19 protein-coding genes are annotated in these 20,149 nt (G+C 56.3%); 18 read left to right on the top strand and 1 reads right to left on the bottom strand.

Annotated features, from left to right (window positions below):
* The first annotated feature begins 21 nt into the window (after nucleotides 1-21).
* The 5 genes from MKR05_RS18415 (at nucleotide 22) to MKR05_RS18395 (ending at nucleotide 5,974) form a co-directional block, all read left to right on the top strand.
* Nucleotides 22-762: an amino acid ABC transporter permease gene (locus tag MKR05_RS18415; RefSeq protein WP_032455129.1), complete on the top strand. Its 741-nt coding sequence runs from the start codon at nucleotides 22-24 to the stop codon at nucleotides 760-762.
* On the top strand, nucleotides 762-1,436 hold the full coding sequence (gene gltK, locus MKR05_RS18410) for a glutamate/aspartate ABC transporter permease GltK (RefSeq protein ID WP_002894707.1): 675 nt from the start codon (nucleotides 762-764) through the stop codon (nucleotides 1,434-1,436). Before MKR05_RS18415 ends, gltK begins: the two co-directional genes overlap by 1 nt.
* Entirely contained in the window at nucleotides 1,436-2,161 is a 726-nt protein-coding gene (locus MKR05_RS18405; RefSeq protein ID WP_004885898.1) for an amino acid ABC transporter ATP-binding protein, read from the top strand. Before gltK ends, MKR05_RS18405 begins: the two co-directional genes overlap by 1 nt.
* A 300-nt stretch (nucleotides 2,162-2,461) precedes the next feature.
* The gene (locus tag MKR05_RS18400; RefSeq protein WP_238874930.1) at nucleotides 2,462-4,132 is read left to right on the top strand and encodes a ShlB/FhaC/HecB family hemolysin secretion/activation protein; all 1,671 of its coding nucleotides are present in this window, start codon (nucleotides 2,462-2,464) and stop codon (nucleotides 4,130-4,132) included.
* Nucleotides 4,133-4,195: 63 nt separating this feature from the next.
* The gene (locus MKR05_RS18395; protein ID WP_238874928.1) at nucleotides 4,196-5,974 is read left to right on the top strand and encodes a filamentous hemagglutinin N-terminal domain-containing protein; all 1,779 of its coding nucleotides are present in this window, start codon (nucleotides 4,196-4,198) and stop codon (nucleotides 5,972-5,974) included.
* Nucleotides 5,975-6,283: 309 nt separating this feature from the next.
* Here the strand turns inward: MKR05_RS18395 and MKR05_RS18390 are convergent, their stop codons facing one another.
* Nucleotides 6,284-6,766, bottom strand: coding sequence for a zinc ribbon-containing protein (locus MKR05_RS18390; RefSeq protein WP_025999140.1), 483 nt, complete (start codon nucleotides 6,764-6,766; stop codon nucleotides 6,284-6,286).
* A 226-nt stretch (nucleotides 6,767-6,992) separates the two neighbouring features.
* Between MKR05_RS18390 and leuS the strand changes: the two genes are divergently transcribed.
* The 13 genes from leuS (at nucleotide 6,993) to lipB (ending at nucleotide 20,148) form a co-directional block, all read left to right on the top strand.
* Nucleotides 6,993-9,575, top strand: a complete 2,583-nt coding sequence (gene leuS / locus MKR05_RS18385; RefSeq protein ID WP_044521615.1) for a leucine--tRNA ligase — start codon at nucleotides 6,993-6,995, stop codon at nucleotides 9,573-9,575.
* A 14-nt stretch (nucleotides 9,576-9,589) separates the two neighbouring features.
* Complete coding sequence (gene lptE, locus MKR05_RS18380; protein ID WP_004885890.1) at nucleotides 9,590-10,180, top strand: LPS assembly lipoprotein LptE; 591 nt, start codon at nucleotides 9,590-9,592, stop codon at nucleotides 10,178-10,180.
* Entirely contained in the window at nucleotides 10,180-11,211 is a 1,032-nt protein-coding gene (holA, locus tag MKR05_RS18375) for a DNA polymerase III subunit delta (RefSeq protein ID WP_284118584.1), read from the top strand. The genes lptE and holA overlap by 1 nt, the downstream gene beginning before the upstream one ends.
* The gene (nadD, locus tag MKR05_RS18370; RefSeq protein WP_032455122.1) at nucleotides 11,204-11,854 is read left to right on the top strand and encodes a nicotinate-nucleotide adenylyltransferase; all 651 of its coding nucleotides are present in this window, start codon (nucleotides 11,204-11,206) and stop codon (nucleotides 11,852-11,854) included. Before holA ends, nadD begins: the two co-directional genes overlap by 8 nt.
* Before the next feature lie 72 nt (nucleotides 11,855-11,926).
* Complete coding sequence (locus tag MKR05_RS18365) at nucleotides 11,927-12,556, top strand: adenosylcobalamin/alpha-ribazole phosphatase (protein ID WP_023288835.1); 630 nt, start codon at nucleotides 11,927-11,929, stop codon at nucleotides 12,554-12,556.
* Nucleotides 12,557-12,778: 222 nt separating this feature from the next.
* Nucleotides 12,779-13,096 (top strand): ribosome silencing factor, encoded by a 318-nt coding sequence (gene rsfS, locus MKR05_RS18360; RefSeq protein ID WP_023288834.1) that lies wholly within the window; start codon nucleotides 12,779-12,781, stop codon nucleotides 13,094-13,096.
* Nucleotides 13,097-13,099: 3 nt separating this feature from the next.
* Nucleotides 13,100-13,567, top strand: a complete 468-nt coding sequence (gene rlmH, locus MKR05_RS18355) for a 23S rRNA (pseudouridine(1915)-N(3))-methyltransferase RlmH (protein ID WP_002894620.1) — start codon at nucleotides 13,100-13,102, stop codon at nucleotides 13,565-13,567.
* A gap of 27 nt (nucleotides 13,568-13,594) precedes the next feature.
* On the top strand, nucleotides 13,595-15,496 hold the full coding sequence (mrdA, locus tag MKR05_RS18350; protein WP_023288833.1) for a peptidoglycan DD-transpeptidase MrdA: 1,902 nt from the start codon (nucleotides 13,595-13,597) through the stop codon (nucleotides 15,494-15,496).
* Complete coding sequence (gene mrdB / locus MKR05_RS18345) at nucleotides 15,496-16,608, top strand: peptidoglycan glycosyltransferase MrdB (RefSeq protein WP_004885876.1); 1,113 nt, start codon at nucleotides 15,496-15,498, stop codon at nucleotides 16,606-16,608. Before mrdA ends, mrdB begins: the two co-directional genes overlap by 1 nt.
* An 11-nt stretch (nucleotides 16,609-16,619) precedes the next feature.
* Complete coding sequence (gene rlpA / locus MKR05_RS18340; RefSeq protein ID WP_284118494.1) at nucleotides 16,620-17,684, top strand: endolytic peptidoglycan transglycosylase RlpA; 1,065 nt, start codon at nucleotides 16,620-16,622, stop codon at nucleotides 17,682-17,684.
* Between the two features lie 139 nt (nucleotides 17,685-17,823).
* A complete protein-coding gene (gene dacA, locus MKR05_RS18335; RefSeq protein WP_023288831.1) occupies nucleotides 17,824-19,023 on the top strand; it encodes a D-alanyl-D-alanine carboxypeptidase DacA in 1,200 nt (399 codons plus the stop codon).
* A gap of 112 nt (nucleotides 19,024-19,135) precedes the next feature.
* The gene (ybeD, locus tag MKR05_RS18330; RefSeq protein WP_002894474.1) at nucleotides 19,136-19,399 is read left to right on the top strand and encodes a DUF493 family protein YbeD; all 264 of its coding nucleotides are present in this window, start codon (nucleotides 19,136-19,138) and stop codon (nucleotides 19,397-19,399) included.
* 104 nt (nucleotides 19,400-19,503) lie between these two features.
* Nucleotides 19,504-20,148, top strand: a complete 645-nt coding sequence (gene lipB / locus MKR05_RS18325) for a lipoyl(octanoyl) transferase LipB (protein WP_049015332.1) — start codon at nucleotides 19,504-19,506, stop codon at nucleotides 20,146-20,148.
* Nucleotide 20,149: the final 1 nt, after the last annotated feature.

Raw genomic sequence — 20,149 nt, 5'->3', positions numbered from 1 at the left:
TTTTTTTTCCAGGAGTCATGTATGTCAATAGACTGGAACTGGGGGATATTCCTGCAACAGGCCCCCTTCGGCAACACTACCTACCTGGGCTGGCTGTGGAGCGGTTTTCAGATCACCGTCGCCCTCTCCATCTCGGCCTGGATCATCGCTTTTCTCGTCGGCTCTCTGTTCGGTATTTTACGCACGGTGCCCAATCGTCTGCTCTCAGGGATTGGCACCTGCTATGTCGAACTGTTTCGCAACGTGCCGCTGATCGTGCAGTTCTTTACCTGGTACCTGGTGGTGCCGGAATTCCTGCCGGAAAATATCGGCATGTGGTTTAAATCGGAGCTGGACCCAAACATTCAGTTCTTTGTCTCCTCCATGCTGTGCCTGGGGCTGTTTACCGCCGCTCGCGTCTGCGAGCAGGTACGCGCCGCTATCCAATCGCTGCCGCGCGGGCAAAAGAACGCCGGTCTGGCGATGGGGTTGACCCTGCCGCAAACCTACCGCTACGTGCTGCTGCCGAACGCCTATCGCGTTATCGTGCCGCCGATGACCTCGGAGATGATGAACCTGGTGAAAAACTCGGCCATCGCCTCCACCATCGGTCTGGCCGATATGGCCGCGCAGGCGGGCAAACTGCTGGACTACTCCGCTCATGCCTGGGAGTCTTTTACCGCCATCACCCTGGCCTATGTTTTCATCAACGCGGTGATTATGCTGATTATGTATGTGGTCGAGCGTAAGGTTCGCCTGCCTGGCAATATGGGAGGCAAATAATGTACGATTTTGACTGGAGTTCGATCGTTCCCTCCATGCCCTACCTGCTGGCGGGGCTGGTGATCACCCTGAAGATCACAGTGATCGCCATCGTGGTCGGTATCGTCTGGGGCACCCTGCTGGCGGTAATGCGCCTGTCCAGCTTTCTGCCGCTGGCCTGGTTTGCTAAATCCTACGTTAACGTGTTCCGTTCCATCCCGCTGGTGATGGTTCTGCTGTGGTTCTACCTGATTGTCCCGGGCTTCCTGCAGAACGTGCTGGGACTGTCGCCGAAAACGGATATTCGCCTGATCTCGGCGATGGTGGCGTTTTCGATGTTCGAAGCCGCCTACTACTCGGAGATTATCCGCGCCGGCATCCAGAGCATCTCCCGCGGCCAGTCGAGCGCCGCGCTGGCGCTGGGAATGACCCACTGGCAGTCGATGCGGCTGGTGATCCTGCCGCAGGCCTTCCGCGCCATGGTGCCGCTGCTGTTAACCCAGGGGATCGTCCTCTTCCAGGATACCTCGCTGGTGTATGTATTGAGCCTCGCCGACTTCTTCCGTACCGCCTCGACGATTGGCGAGCGTGACGGGACCCAGGTCGAAATGATCCTGTTCGCGGGCGGCGTCTATTTTGTGATTAGCCTCAGCGCCTCGCTGTTGGTCAGCTGGTTGAAGAAAAGGACTGTGTAATGATTACCCTGAAAAATGTTTCAAAATGGTATGGTCACTTTCAGGTGCTGACCGATTGCTCCACGGAAGTGAAAAAAGGCGAAGTCGTGGTGGTCTGCGGGCCATCAGGCTCCGGTAAATCCACACTGATTAAAACCGTGAACGGCCTTGAGCCGGTGCAGCAGGGGCAGATTATCGTCGATGGCACCGTGGTTAACGATAAAAAGACCAATCTTGCCAAACTGCGCTCGCATGTCGGAATGGTGTTTCAGCATTTTGAACTATTCCCACACCTGTCGATTATCGACAACCTGACGCTGGCGCAGGTTAAGGTGCTCAATCGTGACAAAGCGTCATCGCGCAAGAAGGGTCTCAAGCTGCTGGAGCGCGTGGGCCTGGCGGCGCATGCGGAAAAATATCCGGCGCAGCTCTCCGGCGGCCAGCAGCAGCGCGTGGCCATCGCCCGTGCGCTGTGCATGGACCCGATCGCCATGCTGTTTGATGAACCTACCTCCGCGCTCGACCCGGAGATGATCAACGAGGTACTGGACGTCATGGTGGAACTGGCCAACGAAGGGATGACCATGATGGTGGTTACCCACGAAATGGGCTTCGCCCGCAAGGTGGCCAACCGGGTGATCTTTATGGATGAAGGAAAGATTGTCGAAGACGCCGATAAAGAAGCGTTCTTCGCTAACCCACAATCCGATCGCGCCAAAGACTTCCTCGCCAAAATTCTGCACTAACTTCTGCGGCGCGCACGATATCACCGTGCGCGCCTGTCAGCCCCTCCCCTTTTCAGTCGCTTCATCTCAAAGCGACAGCTTCACAACGTGAAGTAAAAATTTCACAAAGAATTCAGGGGCCGTAGAATAGATTAACCGCCACGTCATCGTTAGCATACGGCATCTTGTAATAATCCCCGTGAGTTTAAATTTCTTGAAAATAATATTTCAATTGACTTGCTATACGTCGCGCAGGCTATTTCATGCCGCGCACAACCATTAATTATAATCTTACTCAATGAAACAAACGGATATTGCTTCATGCGGACTAACACTAACAGACTGGCCATTATTTTGTGTTTAAATTTGCTCACCTGCTTTACCGCCTGGGCGGGTATTGAGGCCGCAACGGTAAACCAGGTTGAACAGGATAAAGCCCGTGAAAGCGCATTAATGCCCCATCAGCAGCAATACCAATCTTCTCGTACCCATACGAAAAAGCAAACCTTGATATTTCCCGAAGAAGCGACCTGTCGGTATATCACGAAAGTTGATATTACCTCCGAGGACAACGCAAAAACCACCGCCCTCCTCGGGAAGATCGCAGCCCAGGCGCCCGGCCATTGCCTCGGAATAGATGGGATTCGCCTGCTGACGAACGCCTTACAAAATGAACTGATAACGCAAGGATATATTACTTCCCTGATCGATATCCCTTCTCAGTCACTAGTAGGGGGCATTCTCAAAATAACGCTGACTTATGGCAAAACGGGGCATATTGATTTTGCGCCGAATAGTGCCGTGACGAACCTGTGGACCTCCATGCCCACGCATACCGGTAAAATCCTGCGCCTCAGCGATCTTGAACAAGGGATGGCTAACCTGCAGCGGCTGCCTGGCACCAGCGCCCATATGAAGCTGCGGCCCGGGGAACACATTGGCGAAAGTGATATTGAAATCGCCCGGGTAATGGATAAACAGTGGCAGGTTGGCGCCTGGCTTGATGACGCAGGCAGCCGCGCCAGCGGTCGCTATCAGGGCGGCGGCGCGCTATACCTTTACGATTTATCTTCATTGAACGATATTCTTTCCATCTCGGCAGGCGGCGACGTTGAATTCAACCAGCACAACGACGGCAACCATAACGGCAATCTTTACTACTCCGTGCCTTTAGGTTACTGGTCATTGAGCCTGTACGGCTCCTACAGCCAGTACCGCCAGCTGTTTAAAGGAAGATGGTCAAGCATCGACTACAAAAGTAAAAACCGTTATTACAGCGCGACCCTTAGCCGCCTGCTTTCGCATACCCGACAACAAAAAACGACCGCCGATCTGCGCATAGCAAAGAGCAGTTCGCACTACTTTTTTGGCGGCGATGAGCTGCATGTAATGCGTAAACAAAATCCTGTCTGGGAATTTACCCTGCGCCACCAGCGCTATTTTAACAATAAAATTGTCGACGCCAGCGTAGGTATTCAGCGCAGCCTGCCGTGGCTCAGCTCCGTGCCTACGCCGGAGGAAAAAGCCGGTTTATATAGCCGCCATTCGCGCATCGTTCACGCCGATATACAGGCCTTAATGCAGTTTGCCGCAACCGGCGAAAAGTTTAGCTGGATGCCGCGTTTCCATGCCCAGTTCAGCCCGGATAGATTATCTTCGGACAACCAGTTTAATATCGGCAATCGCTGGACGGTTCGCGGCTTTGATGGTGAAAATACGCTTTCGGCCAATCAAGGCTGGTACTGGCGCAATGATTTTAGCTGGAATATTCCCACCCCCGACCGGCAGGTATATCTTGGTCTTGACTTCGGCCGGATCATTGGTAGCGAGCGCGCCAGGCAAGGAAAAAGTCTTTCTGGCGCAGTCGGCGGCGTCCGCGGAGAAATAGCGTCTACGCAATATGACTTTTTTATCGGCACGCCCATCAGTAAACCTGACGACTTTCATAGCGATGCCATGAATATGGGCTTTTCATTACAGTGGAGGTATTAGTTTTCATCAGCACATTACTGCAATTTACTGATTCATTTTTTCATATTTAAAGGAATAAATTACATGTTTAAATTCAAGGTTTCATATGTTGCGCTGACTGCAGCGCTAAGTTCATCCGTTGTTTATGCCGATCCCTCAAGCTATACGCATAAATCAGGAGCAAATGTTATTGATATCGAAGCCCCAAATGCCGCTGGCGTCTCGCATAACTTATATCGCGAATTTAACGTCGGCCCTAACGGCACCATATTAAACAATAGTGCCAGTGACGTTAATCACGAAACTCACGGTAATATCGCAAAGAATAACAATCTGACCAACGGCAGCGCTTCCGTCATTTTAAATGAAGTGACCTCCAATAAAATGAGTAACCTGCAGGGCTTTATCGAGGTTAACGGACAAAAAGCCGATGTCGTTATCGCCAACCCTAACGGCATCTCCTGCTCCGGATGCAGTTTTATTAATACTAACAAAGCAGTGCTGACGACAGGCCAGGTCAATCTGAGCGACACCGGCGCGATTGATAGCTATACGGTCACGCAGGGTAAAATCACCATCGGTGATAAAGGCATGAACGCCTCCTCAAACTATGCGATCTTGCTTGCGGATGCCATTGCGATTAACGGTACCCTTAACGCCGCCAGCACCGCCCTCAGCGCGGGTAACTTCACATATAATAACGCTACCGGAGAGATAGCAAACCATGGGAAAACGGCTACGGTCATGCAGATGCTCATACCGGAATATAGTATTGATATCAGCAATCTAGGCGGTATCAAGGCCAATAGCATCAGTATGGTGGGGAATACCTTAGGCCTCGGCGTGCGTAATAAAGGCGTTATTAGCGCAAACTCTATGCTTATGATGACGAGCTATGGTTCTCTGATTAATGAGGGCGCCATCAACGCGGACGGCCTTGTCGCTAATATGGTGTCTGCAGGGGATATGAAAAATAAAGGTACCATTAATAGCACCGCTTACGCTACGGCGTTGTCCAGTTTGGGGACATTAAACAATGAAGGCACTATTGCCAGCAGCAAAACACTTGGCGTAAATGCTAGCGGCGATCTCGTTAACGCGGGTACTTTTAGGGGAACTCAGATGCTATCCGTAGCCAGCGGGGGCAATCTCACTACTCGCTATGGGTCCTATATCGACTCTGATGGCCAGTTAGCCGTGTCCGCTGTCAATATCGATAACGGCGGTTCAATCCTGGGCGATGTCACAAACATTGCTTTCAGCGGCAATACGCTTAACGTCACCGGCAACATCCGGGCTAACTCCAGCCTGACCGTGCAAGCTAAAAAGGATGACAACATCACTTCGGGGAAGATATATAACAAAGGTCGCATTGAAGGTAACGATGTATCCATAGTGACTAACGGTAATCTGGATCAGGAAGGGAATATTGTTGGTCAACATTCCCTGTCGATTAAAGGCGATGTGATCGATAATATTTATTATATTTACGGCGACACGCTGAGCATCGAGAGTAACTACCTGCGGAACAGGGCAACGATCGACGGGAATGCTGTCAACATCACCGCGAATAACGGCATACTTAATGAGGGTCAAATGATGAGTAGCGGGGACATGACTCTGTATACGCAACAAACCGCTGACATCACCAACTATAAAACGATTAAGGCGAATGGTTCCCTGACGATGACCACCCGGTATGTCAAAAATGGTGGCTACCGCTGCGGTTTCCTGAACCTTTCAATTTGTAATGCAGGTTCTCTTTCTGCTGATAAGTTAGTGGTCAATTCTTACCATAACTACGCCTCTGACATGGGTGGTCGCCAGCAGTATAAACAGGCAGAAATAAATACTATTCGTTGACAATAAGCGATGCGCTGGCGACAGCGCATCGCCGATGAGTCTCCGCAAATGACATAGCCTTGTTATCAGACAGCGCCCACGCCCCATTAGCAAGCGCACCGCGCATCTTATTCCAAATTAATTTGGTCAATATCATACGCTGAGCTGGCTGCGATACGCTGCGCGTTATGCTCCACGATAATCCGTGGCGGTGTAAAAAATATGAGCATAACACCAATAAATCTATAAGGTTTATATTGCCCCATTAGATTTATCATTAATTATTTTTTCACCGGCCCGGCGCAATCATTCAGCACCGGGCCCGATCGATCAGGGCTCAAACGGGCGACGCTGGAACTGATCGTGGCCGCACTTCGGACAGCGCGGTAGCACATCCGGGGTATACACCGCCAGGTGATAGTGACACTTCTCACACACCAGGTTACCTAAACCGACCACTTCGCCGCTGTGGTATACGCCGTGGTGATTCAGATCCTGAAAAACCTCCCGCCACTCAAGCTGGGTTTTGTCAGTGATATCAGCCAGCTCCTGCCACAGGCTCTCTTTGATCACCCGCATAAACACGCTGTCGCTCTCGTCTTCATGACTCTCTTCGTAGCTGCGGGCAAACTCCTCAAGATCGCGCTTGACCGCGGCTATCACCGACTCAATCTCGCTCTGCGTCAGATCGCCGGCGCGGACAATTTTATCGCGTGCCTGCGTCACCAGCGCGTCAATATCGCGTTCTCCATGGCGGAGCCGTTCGCTGAGCGAGGAGACCAGTTCACGGTAATATTGAGCAACCTTGTTCATCATTTCGCCTCCGGTGTGGTTAACGTCTTCTGATAATAGACCTTATTCCTCTCCCGCTGTGTCTGACAAGCCACAGACTCGCGAAATAATCTGCCCAGCTTTTGCCGATGTTGATGTGCGAAAAGCTGTTTTGACGTTGGCGTTTGGGCTATGCTATGCCGATCTGAAATAACACATCCATTGGCTACATTTTGTAGCTGTATTGAAAACAGGACCACTGGCTGCCATGCAAGAGCAATACCGCCCGGAAGAGATAGAATCGAAAGTCCAGCTTCACTGGGACGAAAATCGTACATTTGAAGTAACTGAAGACGAGAGCAAAGAGAAGTATTACTGCCTGTCGATGCTTCCTTATCCTTCTGGTCGACTACACATGGGTCACGTGCGTAACTACACCATCGGCGACGTGATTGCCCGCTATCAGCGCATGCTGGGTAAAAACGTCCTGCAGCCGATTGGCTGGGATGCGTTCGGTCTGCCTGCGGAAGGCGCGGCGGTAAAAAACAACACCGCGCCAGCGCCGTGGACCTACGACAACATCGCCTACATGAAAAACCAGCTCAAAATGCTGGGCTTCGGCTATGACTGGAGCCGCGAGCTGGCGACCTGCACCCCGGAATACTACCGCTGGGAGCAGAAGTTCTTCACCGAGCTGTACAAAAAAGGCCTGGTGTACAAAAAAACCTCCGCGGTGAACTGGTGCCCGAACGACCAGACCGTACTGGCCAACGAGCAGGTTATCGACGGCTGCTGCTGGCGCTGCGACACCAAAGTCGAGCGTAAAGAGATCCCGCAGTGGTTTATTAAAATCACCGCCTACGCCGATGAGCTGTTGAACGATCTGGATAAGCTGGACCACTGGCCGGACACCGTGAAGACCATGCAGCGCAACTGGATCGGCCGTTCTGAAGGGGTGGAAATCTCCTTTGACGTTAACCATTACGCCGACAAGCTGACCGTCTACACCACCCGCCCGGACACCTTTATGGGCTGTACCTACCTGGCGGTCGCTGCGGGTCACCCGCTGGCGCAGCAGGCTGCGGCCAACAATCCGGCGCTGGCCACCTTCATCGACGAATGCCGCAACACCAAAGTGGCGGAAGCCGACATGGCGACGATGGAGAAAAAAGGCGTCGATACCGGCTTTAAAGCTATCCACCCGCTGACCGGCGAAGAAATTCCGGTGTGGGCGGCTAACTTCGTGCTGATGGAGTACGGCACCGGCGCGGTGATGGCCGTTCCGGGTCACGACCAGCGCGACTACGAATTCGCCAGCAAATACGGGCTGAACATCAAGCCGGTGATCCTCGCCGCCGACGGTTCTGAGCCAGATCTCTCGGAGCAGGCGCTGACCGAGAAAGGCGTCCTGTTTAACTCCGGCGAGTTCAGCGGCCTCGATTATGAAGCGGGCTTCAACGCCATTGCCGACAAACTGGCAGCCATGGGCGTCGGCGAGCGTAAAATTAACTACCGCCTGCGCGACTGGGGCGTGTCCCGTCAGCGCTACTGGGGCGCGCCGATCCCGATGGTCACCCTGGAAGACGGCACCGTGCTGCCGACCCCGGAAGATCAGCTGCCGGTGATCCTGCCGGAAGACGTGGTCATGGACGGCATCACCAGCCCGATCAAAGCCGATCCTGAATGGGCCAAGACCACGGTTAACGGCCAGCCGGCGCTGCGCGAAACCGACACCTTTGACACCTTTATGGAATCCTCCTGGTACTATGCGCGCTACACCTGCCCGCAGTATCAGGAAGGGATGCTGGATTCGCAAGCGGCCAACTACTGGCTGCCGGTCGATATCTACATCGGCGGTATCGAACACGCGATCATGCACCTGCTCTACTTCCGCTTCTTCCACAAACTGATGCGCGACGCGGGCATGGTCAACTCCGATGAGCCGGCGAAACAGCTGCTGTGCCAGGGCATGGTGCTGGCTGACGCTTTCTACTACGTAGGCGAAAACGGCGAACGTAACTGGGTCTCCCCGGTTGACGCCATCGTCGAACGTGACGAAAAAGGCCGCATCGTGAAAGCGAAAGACGCGGCGGGCCACGAGCTGGTGTACACCGGCATGAGCAAGATGTCCAAGTCGAAAAATAACGGCATCGACCCGCAGGTCATGGTTGAGCGCTACGGCGCGGATACCGTGCGTCTGTTCATGATGTTCGCCTCCCCGGCGGATATGACCCTCGAGTGGCAGGAATCTGGCGTCGAAGGGGCGAACCGCTTCCTGAAACGCGTCTGGAAGCTGGTCTACGAACACACCACCAAAGGGGACGTTGCAGCCCTGAACGTGGCGGCGCTGAGTGAAGATCAGAAAGCGCTTCGTCGCGATATCCACAAAACTATCGCCAAAGTGACCGATGACATCGGTCGTCGTCAGACCTTCAACACCGCCATCGCGGCGATCATGGAGCTGATGAACAAGCTGGCGAAAGCGCCGCAGGAAGATGAGCAGGATCGCGCTCTGATGCAGGAAGCCCTGCTGGCGGTCGTGCGTATGCTCAACCCGTTCACCCCGCACGCCAGCTTCACCCTGTGGCGTGAGCTGAACGGTGAAGGCGATATCGACAACGCGCCGTGGCCGGTGGCAGATGAAAGCGCGATGGTGGAAGACAGCACCCTCGTCGTCGTCCAGGTCAACGGCAAAGTTCGTGGTAAAATTACCGTTGCGGTAGACGCAACTGAAGAGCAGGTCCGCGAGCGCGCCGGCCAGGAGCATCTGGTGGCGAAGTATCTCGACGGCAAAACCGTGCGTAAAGTGATTTACGTTCCGGGTAAACTGCTCAATCTGGTCGTTGGCTAAGCGCGGGAGGAAGCGTGCGATATCTGGTAACAATGTTGTTATCTCTGGCGGTGCTTGCCACCGCCGGCTGTGGCTGGCATCTGCGTAGCACTACCAAGGTGCCCACCACCATGAAAACCATGATCTTCCAGTCGAGCGATCCGAACGGGCCGTTAAGCCGCGCGGTGCGTAATCAGCTGCGTCTTAACGGCGTGGAACTGATCGACGCCAGCACGCTGCGTAAAGATGTCCCTTCTCTGCGCCTCGATGGATCGTCGATTCAGAAAGATACGGCATCGGTGTTCCAGGACGGTCGTACGGCGGAATATCAGATGGTCATGACCGTTCATGCCAGCGTCCTGATCCCGGGTCACGATATCTATCCGATAACCACCAAGGTCTATCGTTCGTTCTTTGATAACCCGCAGGCGGCGCTAGCCAAAGACGCCGAGCAGGATATGATTATCCAGGAAATGTACGATAAAGCGGCGGAACAGCTGATTCGTAAACTGCCAAGCGTTCAGGTAGCGGATGTTGAAGCCACCCAGCAGGAAGAAAAACCGGTCGCGGGCAGCACCGCGCCGGCGTCCTCGGGTAACCGCGTCTCCACCACGCTGGGTCAATGATGATTCGGTTGTACCCGGAACAGCTCCGCGCGCAGCTCACTGAAGGGCTGCGCGCGGCCTATCTGCTGCTTGGCAACGATCCTCTGCTGTTGCAGGAAAGCCAGGACGCTATTCGCGAAGCCGCTGCCGCGCAGGGCTTTACCGAACACCACTCCTTCACTATCGATAACAGCACCGACTGGCAGGCGCTTTTCGCCTTAAGCCAGGCGATGAGCCTGTTTGCCAGCCGGCAAACCCTGCTGTTGATCCTACCGGAAAACGGCCCCAACGCGGCGATCAACGAACAGCTGGCGACGCTGGTCGGTCTGCTGCACGACGACCTGCTGCTGATCGTTCGCGGCAGTAAGTTGACCAAAGCCCAGGAGAATGCCGCGTGGCTCACCGCGCTGGCTCAGCGCGCCGTCCAGGTCAGCTGCCAGACGCCGGAATACGCGCAACTGCCGCGCTGGCTGGCCGCGCGGGCCAAACAGCATCAGCTGCAGCTCGACGACGCGGCCAGCCAGCTGCTGTGCTACTGTTACGAAGGCAATCTGCTGGCGCTGGCGCAGGCGCTGGAGCGTCTGGCGCTCCTCTGGCCGGACGGTAAGCTGACCCTGCCCCGCGTTGAGCAGGCGGTGAACGATGCCGCGCACTTTACCCCTTACCATTGGGTCGATGCCCTACTGGCAGGCAAAAGTAAGCGCGTGCTGCACGTTCTGCAGCAGCTCCGTCTTGAAGGCTGCGAGCCGGCGATCCTGCTGCGTACGCTACAGCGGGAGCTGCTGCTGCTGGTCACCCTCAAGCGCCAGTCGGCACAGACGCCGCTGCGTTCGCTGTTTGATAAACATCGGGTCTGGCAAAACCGCCGTCAGCTGCTCAGCGACGCCCTCGCCCGACTCAGCGGCGAACAGCTGCGCCAGGCGGTGACCCTTCTGACCCGCGCGGAACTGACCTTTAAACAGGATTACGGGTACGACGTCTGGCCCGAACTGGAAAGTCTTTCGTTGTTGCTCTGCCACAAAGCCCTGGCGGACGTTTTTATTGATGGTTGATATGACTCACTTACAGGCAATCTATGGCGGCACCTTCGATCCGGTGCATTATGGTCACCTCAAGCCGGTCGAGATCCTGGCGAATCAGATTGGCCTGAGCAAGGTCATCATCATGCCTAATAACGTCCCGCCGCACCGTCCCCAGCCGGAAGCCACCAGCGCCCAGCGCGTGCACATGCTGAAGCTGGCGATTGCCGATAAGCCGCTGTTCACGCTTGATGAACGCGAACTGCGGCGCGATACCCCCTCCTGGACGGCGCAAACGCTGCAGGAGTGGCGCCAGGAGCAGGGGCCGCACAAGCCGCTGGCGTTTATCATTGGCCAGGATTCGCTGCTCACCTTTCCCACCTGGCATAACTATGAAACCATCCTCGACAATGTCCACCTGATTGTCTGCCGCCGGCCGGGTTACCCGCTGACCATGGCCCATGAGGCCGATCAGCGCTGGCTGGATCGCCATTTAACCCACGACGTGGAGTCTTTGCATCACCGCCCTTCCGGCGTGATCTACCTGGCTGAGACCCCGTGGTTCGATATTTCGGCGACGATCATTCGCCAGCGCCTTGAGCGCGGCGAGTCCTGCGCCGAGATGCTGCCGGCCGCGGTGCTGGACTACATCCGCGAGCAGGGTCTCTATTGCTGACCCCGGGCTGGGCCTGGCGCGAAAAAAGCGCTATCGTAACGCCACCTCTCCAACGCCTGTCAGAGCCTGTTCATGAAATTGTGGTTAGTTCGCCATGGCGAAACCGAAGCTAACGTTGCCGGGTTATACAGCGGCCACGCCCCCACGCCCCTGACGCCGCGCGGCGTCGCTCAGGCGCGAGCGCTCGGTGAACGACTGCGCGCGGTGCCTTTCGATAAAGTCTTCTGCAGCGAGCTGGCGCGGACCGGGACAACGGCCGATCTGCTGCTTGGCGATCGCGCTATCCCGCGTGAATGCCATGCCGCGCTCAATGAGATGTTTTTCGGCGACTGGGAGATGCGCCATCATCGCGACCTCCAGCGAGAAGATGCGGAAAACTATGCCGCATGGTGCGCTGACTGGCAGCACGCGGCCCCGACCAACGGCGAAAGCTTTCAGCGTTTTGCCCGCCGCGTCAGCGAGTTTACCCCAACGCTGACCGACTGCCGCCATCTTGACCACCTGCTGATCGTCGGCCATCAGGGCGTCCTGAGCCTGCTGACCGCCCTGCTGTTGCAAATGCCCGCCGCGGCGATGTGGCACTTTCCGATAGCCCATGGCGCCTGGAGTCTCCTCGACATTCGCGACGATTTCACCACCCTGCGGGTATTAAATAGCCAGGCCGTCTGGCAGCCGCAAGAAGAATTCCCGCCGAACCATTGACAGGCCAGAGCAGGCTGCTATTCTCCGCTGCCAGGCAGCATCCGCCAAAGCAGGTTTGCAGAAATTGTTTTACAAAAATGGCGATGCAATCCTCGGCGAGGGATGGGATGATACTCCGCCGCGAACGCCCGCCGACAGACATTTCACCCGACTTTTTCATTAGTTCAGGTATACTGTCAGGCTCTTTATGATTATCAATCTTCACGCACCCAGGGGGAACACTTGCAGGGTAAAGCACTCCAGGATTTTGTTATCGACAAAATTGATGACCTGAAAGGTCAGGACATCGTTGCCATTGATGTACATGGCAAATCCAGCATCACCGATTGCATGATTATCTGCACCGGCACCTCCACGCGTCATGTGATGTCCATCGCCGACCACGTGGTCCAGGAATCCCGCGCCGCCGGCTTGCTGCCGCTGGGCGTTGAAGGGGAAGCCGCCGCCGACTGGATCGTCGTCGACCTCGGCGACGTGATGGTTCACGTCATGCAGGAAGAGAGCCGTCGTCTGTACGAGCTGGAAAAACTCTGGAGTTAATGCGTGAAGTTGCAGCTGGTGGCCGTTGGCACCAAAATGCCGGACTGGGTACAGACCGGCTTTAGCGAGTATCTGCGCCGTTTTCCCAAAGATATGCCGTTCGAACTGGTGGAGATCCCTGCCGGTAAGCGCGGCAAGAACGCTGATATCAAGCGCATCCTCGAAAAAGAGGGCGAGATGATGTTAGCCGCTGCCGGTAAAAACCGCATCGTGACCCTGGATATTCCGGGTAAACCATGGGATACGCCGCAGCTGGCGCGCGAACTGGAACGCTGGAAACAGGACGGGCGCGACGTCAGTTTGCTGGTCGGCGGCCCGGAAGGCCTCTCTCCAGCCTGTAAAGCAGCGGCGGAACAGAGTTGGTCGCTCTCCACCCTCACCTTACCTCACCCGCTGGTGCGCGTACTGGTGGCCGAGAGCCTGTATCGGGCGTGGAGCATTACCACCAACCATCCGTACCACCGTGAGTAATGATGATCAGGGTAGACTGAGCAGCGAATGAAATTACAGAATTCTTTCCGCGACTATACGGCTGAATCCTCGCTGTTCGTGCGCCGGGCGCTGGTCGCTTTTTTGGGGATTTTGCTGCTTACCGGCGTTCTGATCGCCAACCTGTACAATGTGCAAATCGTTCGCTTCGACGACTATCAGACGCGCTCGAACGAAAACCGCATCAAGCTGGTGCCGATCCCGCCGAGCCGCGGCATTATTTACGATCGCAACGGCACCCCGCTGGCGCTTAACCGCACCATTTATCAGCTGGAGATGATGCCGGAGAAAGTCGATAACGTGCAGCAGACGCTGGATGCGCTACGCGACGTCGTCGATTTAACCGACGATGATATCGCCGGTTTCAAAAAGGAGCGCGCCCGCTCCCATCGCTTTACCTCGATTCCGGTCAAGGTCAACCTCAGCGAAGTGCAGGTGGCCCGCTTTGCCGTCAACCAGTACCGCTTTCCCGGCGTGGAAGTCAAAGGCTACAAGCGCCGTTACTACCCCTATAACTCTGCGCTGACGCACGTCATCGGCTACGTGTCGAAAATTAACGATAAAGACGTCGACCGCCTCGATAAAGAGGGCAAACTGGCCAACTACGCCTCGACCCATGACATCGGTAAGCTGGGTATTGAGCGTTATTACGAGGACGTCCTGCACGGTCAGACCGGCTACGAAGAGGTTGAAGTAAACAACCGCGGCCGCGTTATTCGTCAGCTCAAAGAGGTGCCTCCGCAGGCCGGACGCGACATCTACCTCACCCTCGACCTCAAGCTACAGCAGTATATCGAAACGCTGCTGGCCGGCAGCCGCGCCGCGGTGGTGGTCACCGACCCGCGTACCGGCGCCATTCTGGCGCTGGTTTCGACGCCGAGCTACGACCCGAACCTGTTCGTCGACGGCATCTCCAGCAAAGATTACTCCGGCCTGCTCAACGATCCCAACACGCCGCTGGTCAACCGTGCGACGCAAGGGGTCTATCCGCCGGCATCGACGGTCAAACCGTACGTCGCCGTCTCGGCGCTGAGCGCCGGGGTGATCACGCGCAATACCAGCCTGTTCGACCCGGGCTGGTGGCAGCTGCCCGGCTCGGAAAAACGCTATCGTGACTGGAAAAAATGGGGCCACGGCCATCTGAACGTCACCAAAGCGCTGGAGGAGTCCGCGGATACCTATTTCTATCAGGTCGCCTATGACATGGGCATCGATCGCCTCTCGGAGTGGATGAGCAAGTTCGGCTACGGCCACTATACCGGTATCGACCTCGCCGAAGAGCGCTCGGGCAACATGCCGACCCGCGAATGGAAGCTCAAACGCTTTAAAAAACCCTGGTACCAGGGGGACACCATTCCGGTGGGCATCGGCCAGGGTTACTGGACCGCCACGCCGATCCAGATGAACAAAGCGCTGATGATCCTGATTAACGACGGGGTGGTGAAAGTGCCGCACCTGCTGCAAAGCACCGTGGAAGACGGCAAGCCCGTTCCGTGGGTCCAGCCTCATGAGCCGCCGGTAGGCGACATCCATTCCGGCTACTGGGAAATCGCCAAAGACGGCATGTTCGGCGTGGCCAACCGCGGCAACGGCACCGCGCACAAATATTTCGCCAGCGCGCCGTATAAAATCGCGGCCAAGTCCGGTACCGCCCAGGTGTTCGGCCTGAAGGCCAACGAAACCTATAACGCGCACCGAATCTCTGAGCGTCTGCGTGACCATAAACTGATGACGGCGTTTGCGCCTTATAACAACCCGCAGGTTGCCGTGGCGATGATCCTGGAAAACGGCGGTGCCGGCCCGGCGGTCGGTACGATTATGCGCCAAATCCTCGATCACATCATGCTGGGCGATAATAACACCACGCTGCCAAGCGAAAACCCGGCGGTAACCGCAGGGGAGGATCAATAATGACGGATAATCCGAACAAAAAATCGCTGTGGGATAAGATCCATCTTGACCCCACTATGGTGCTGATCCTGCTGGCGCTGCTGACCTACAGCGCGCTGGTTATCTGGAGCGCCAGCGGTCAGGACGTCGGCATGATGGAGCGTAAAATCGGCCAGATCGCCATGGGCGTGGTGATCATGATCGTCATGGCGCAGATCCCGCCGCGGGTCTATGAGGGCTGGGCGCCCTACCTCTATATTTTCTGTATTATTCTGCTGGTGGCCGTCGACGCCTTCGGCGCCATCTCCAAAGGGGCGCAGCGCTGGCTGGATCTCGGTATCGTCCGCTTTCAGCCGTCGGAGATTGCAAAAATCGCCGTGCCGCTGATGGTGGCGCGCTTTATTAACCGCGACGTCTGCCCGCCTTCGCTGAAGAATACCGGTATTGCCCTGGTGCTGATCTTCCTGCCGACGCTGCTGGTGGCGGCGCAGCCTGACCTCGGGACCTCGATTCTGATCGCCCTCTCCGGTCTGTTTGTGCTGTTCCTCTCCGGCCTCAGCTGGCGCCTGATCGGCATTGCGGTGGTGCTGGTCGCCGCCTTTATCCCGATTTTGTGGTTCTTCCTGATGCACGACTATCAGCGCCAGCGCGTGATGATGCTGCTCGATCCGGAAACCGATCCGCTGGGCGCGGGGTATCACATTATTCAGTCTAAAATTGCCATTGGCTCCGGCGGTCTGCGCGGCAAAGGCTGGCTGCACGGCACCCAGTCGCAGCTGGAGTTCCTGCCGGAACGCCATACCGACTTTATCTTTGCCGTTCTCGCCGAAGAGCTGGGCCTGATTGGCGTACTGATCCTGCTGGCGCTCTATATTCTGCTGATCATGCGCGGACTGTGGATCGCCGCCCAGGCGCAGACCACCTTTGGCCGGGTCATGGCCGGTGGTTTAATGTTGATTTTATTCGTTTATGTCTTCGTAAATATTGGTATGGTGAGTGGTATTTTACCGGTGGTGGGCGTACCGTTGCCGCTGGTGAGCTACGGGGGCTCCGCCCTGATCGTATTGATGGCCGGGTTTGGTATCGTGATGTCGATCCATACCCACAGAAAAATGTTGTCGAAAAGCGTTTAAAGGGGTTCGCAATGCGTAAGCAATGGCTGGGGATCTGCATAGCAGCGGGGCTGCTGGCGGCATGTTCGAGTGATGACGTGCAACAAAAGACGGTCAGTACTCCACAGCCGGCCGTCTGTAATGGCCCGACGGTTGAGATCAGCGGCGCCGATCCGCAGTATGAAACGCCGAACGCGACGGCGAATCAGGATTATGAGCGCGACGGTAAGCGCTACAACATCGTCCAGGATCCGGCAAACTTTACTCAGGCCGGTTTCGCGGCGATCTATGACGCGGAACCCAACAGCAACCTGACCGCCAGCGGTGAAACCTTCGACCCGACGCAGTTGACCGCGGCGCACCCGACGCTGCCGATCCCAAGCTATGCGCGGATCACCAACCTCGCCAACGGGCGCATGATCGTCGTGCGGATTAACGATCGCGGTCCCTACGGCAACGATCGGGTTATCTCGCTCTCCCGCGCGTCCGCCGACCGCCTGAACACCTCGAATAACACCAAAGTGCGTATCGACCCGATCATCGTCGCGCCTGACGGTTCGCTTTCCGGCCCGGGAATGGCTTGTACCACCGTCGCCAAACAGACTTACGCCCTGCCCGCCCGTCCGAATCTGGACGGCGGTGACGCCGCTGGCATGAGCCAGCCCGCGCCCACTGACGTTCGCCCGATCAGCAACAGCACGCTGAAGCCGGAAGACAGCGTTGGCGCACCGGTGAACAGCGGCGGTTTCCTCGGCGCCCCGACGCCGCTGAATAGCGGCGTGCTGGAGAGCAGCGAACCCGCGGCCGCCGCCGCGACGGCACCTGCCGCCGGCGCCGTTGCCGCTTCGTCTTCCGCCACCTCCAGCGCCAGCGGTAGCTTTGTCGTGCAGGTAGGCGCAGTGAGCGACCAGGCGCGGGCGCAGCAGTATCAGCAGCGTCTGAGCCAGCAGTTCTCTGTGCCAGGCCGGGTCATGCAAAACGGCGCGGTGTGGCGTATTCAGCTGGGGCCGTTTGCCGACAAGGCGCAGGCCAGCGCCGTTCAGCAGCGCCTGCAAAGCGAAGCGCAGCTGCAGTCCTTTATTACTCGCGCCAACTAAAGGCCGCGGGCAGCCCGTTCACCTTGCGCATGTAAAAGTCATTAACAAACTCATGCGCAATGTCGGATGCTGGCCCGCAGAGCATTTGCTATAGTAAGGCACTTTTTTTAACTCCATCACGGATGCCGTTGTTCTGACCATGAAGACCTCTTTCACCGCTCGTTTACTCATCACGGCGCTCTCCGTTGCAGCGCTCTCCTCCGCTGCCCGCGCCGATGACCTGAATATCAAAACGATGATCCCAGGCGCCCCGCAGATTGACGCCGAATCCTGGATCCTTATCGATTACAACTCTGGCAAGGTGCTGGCTGAAAACAACGCCGACTCCCGCCGCGACCCGGCCAGTCTGACCAAAATGATGACCAGCTATGTTATCGGTCAGGCGATGAAAGCGGGCAAATTCAAAGAGTCCGATCTGGTCACCGTCGGCAACGACGCCTGGGCCACCGGCAACCCGGTATTCAAAGGCTCTTCCCTGATGTTCCTCAAGCCGGGGATGCAGGTGCCGGTTTCCCAGCTGATCCGCGGTATCAACCTGCAGTCCGGTAACGATGCCTGCGTGGCGATGGCCGACTATGTCGCCGGCAGCCAGGACGCCTTCGTCAGCCTGATGAACAACTACGTCAACGCCCTCGGCCTGAAAAACACCCATTTCCAGACTGTTCACGGCCTCGATGCTGACGGCCAGTTCAGCTCGGCGCGCGACATGGCGCTGATTGGCCAGGCGCTGATCCGCGACGTGCCGAACGAGTACTCCATCTATCGTGAGAAAGAGTTCACTTTCAACGGTATCCGCCAGCTGAACCGTAATGGCCTGCTGTGGGATAACAGCCTGAACGTCGACGGCATCAAAACCGGCCACACCGACAAAGCGGGCTACAACCTTGTCGCTTCCGCCACCGAAGGGCAGATGCGTCTGATCTCGGCGGTAATGGGCGGCCGGACGTTCAAAGGGCGTGAGTCGGAAAGCAAAAAACTGCTGACCTGGGGCTTCCGCTTCTTTGAAACCGTCAACCCAATTAAAGCCGGCAAAGAGTTTGCATCCGAACCGGCCTGGTTCGGCGACAGCGATCGTGCTTCGCTGGGGGTGGATAAAGACGTCTACCTGACCATCCCGCGCGGCCGGATGAAAGATCTGAAAGCCAGCTACGTGCTGAATAACACTGAGCTGCACGCCCCGCTGCAGAAAAACCAGGTCGTCGGCACCATTAACTTCCAGCTGGATGGTAAAACCATTGACCAGCGCCCGCTGGTGGTGCTGCAGGAAATTCCGGAAGGTAATTTCTTCGGTAAAATTATTGATTACATTAAATTAATGTTCCACCACTGGTTTGGTTAAAAATCGAACACTTGAAAGTGTGATTTCCATCCCCATATACTATTCATCCAAGTAACCTGATAACTCCCGCCCTTGGTGGGAGTTATTATTTTGTCGTAACACCGGAGCTGACATGAAAACCAAACTTAACGAACTGCTTGAATTCCCTACGCCATTTACTTACAAAGTAATGGGGCAGGCGTTGCCTGAGCTGGTTGATCAGGTGGTGGAAGTGGTACAGCGCCATGCGCCTGGTGATTACTCGCCGTCAGTAAAACCGAGCAGCAAAGGTAACTACCACTCGGTCTCCATCACCATCAACGCCACTCACATTGAACAAGTGGAAACGCTGTACGAAGAGTTAGGCAATATCGATATCGTTCGGATGGTGCTGTAACCTTTTCCCTGACCCGGCCGCCGTGCCGGGTCTTCTCATACCCTTCCGCACGGCTGTGATATACTCCCCGACCTGAATTCTCTCTTCCCGGCGGAGATGTTGTTTTGCAGCACAATAAAATTCTAATCCGGCAGCTAGGCCTGCAACCTTACGAACCCGTCTCGCAGGCGATGCATGAATTTACCGACGCCCGTGATGAAGACACCCTCGATGAGATCTGGCTGGTGGAACATCACCCGGTCTTCACCCAGGGTCAGGCCGGCAAAGCGGAACACCTGCTGGTGCCCGGTGATATTCCAGTGATCCAGAGCGATCGCGGCGGCCAGGTAACCTATCACGGCCCGGGACAGCAGGTAATGTACGTCCTGTTGAACCTCAAGCGCCGCAAGCTGGGCGTACGTGAACTGGTGACGCTGCTGGAGCAAACGGTCGTCAATACCCTTGCCGAATACGGTATTGAGTCGCACCCCCGCGCCGACGCCCCTGGCGTCTACGTCGGCGATCGCAAAATATGCTCTCTGGGGCTGCGGATCCGTAAAGGCTGCTCTTTCCACGGCCTGGCGCTCAATATCGCGATGGATCTGACGCCGTTTCTGCGTATCAACCCCTGCGGCTATGCCGGTATGGAGATGACGCAAATGCGCCAGTGGCAGCCGAAAGCCACTCCGGAGACAGTCGCTCCGCGGCTGGTCGCCCATCTGCTGGCGCTGCTGAACAATCCCCCGCACGAATACCTTCCTCAGCGTTAAG

Origin of the sequence: Klebsiella sp. K5-204 (assembly GCF_030128585.1) — a bacterium.
GTDB classification, from domain to species: domain Bacteria; phylum Pseudomonadota; class Gammaproteobacteria; order Enterobacterales; family Enterobacteriaceae; genus Klebsiella; species Klebsiella quasipneumoniae.
Note: the sequence above shows the minus strand (reverse complement) of the source record. Positions and strands in the feature narration are given on the sequence as shown.

Coding starts and splice junctions, on each gene's coding strand:
- MKR05_RS18415 (WP_032455129.1), top strand. CDS start 22: ATGTCAATAGACTGGAACTGGGGGATATTCCTGCAACAGGCCCCCTTC.
- gltK (WP_002894707.1), top strand. CDS start 762: ATGTACGATTTTGACTGGAGTTCGATCGTTCCCTCCATGCCCTACCTG.
- MKR05_RS18405 (WP_004885898.1), top strand. CDS start 1,436: ATGATTACCCTGAAAAATGTTTCAAAATGGTATGGTCACTTTCAGGTG.
- MKR05_RS18400 (WP_238874930.1), top strand. CDS start 2,462: ATGCGGACTAACACTAACAGACTGGCCATTATTTTGTGTTTAAATTTG.
- MKR05_RS18395 (WP_238874928.1), top strand. CDS start 4,196: ATGTTTAAATTCAAGGTTTCATATGTTGCGCTGACTGCAGCGCTAAGT.
- MKR05_RS18390 (WP_025999140.1), bottom strand. CDS start 6,766: ATGAACAAGGTTGCTCAATATTACCGTGAACTGGTCTCCTCGCTCAGC.
- leuS (WP_044521615.1), top strand. CDS start 6,993: ATGCAAGAGCAATACCGCCCGGAAGAGATAGAATCGAAAGTCCAGCTT.
- holA (WP_284118584.1), top strand. CDS start 10,180: ATGATTCGGTTGTACCCGGAACAGCTCCGCGCGCAGCTCACTGAAGGG.
- nadD (WP_032455122.1), top strand. CDS start 11,204: ATGGTTGATATGACTCACTTACAGGCAATCTATGGCGGCACCTTCGAT.
- MKR05_RS18365 (WP_023288835.1), top strand. CDS start 11,927: ATGAAATTGTGGTTAGTTCGCCATGGCGAAACCGAAGCTAACGTTGCC.
- mrdA (WP_023288833.1), top strand. CDS start 13,595: ATGAAATTACAGAATTCTTTCCGCGACTATACGGCTGAATCCTCGCTG.
- mrdB (WP_004885876.1), top strand. CDS start 15,496: ATGACGGATAATCCGAACAAAAAATCGCTGTGGGATAAGATCCATCTT.
- rlpA (WP_284118494.1), top strand. CDS start 16,620: ATGCGTAAGCAATGGCTGGGGATCTGCATAGCAGCGGGGCTGCTGGCG.
- dacA (WP_023288831.1), top strand. CDS start 17,824: ATGAAGACCTCTTTCACCGCTCGTTTACTCATCACGGCGCTCTCCGTT.
- ybeD (WP_002894474.1), top strand. CDS start 19,136: ATGAAAACCAAACTTAACGAACTGCTTGAATTCCCTACGCCATTTACT.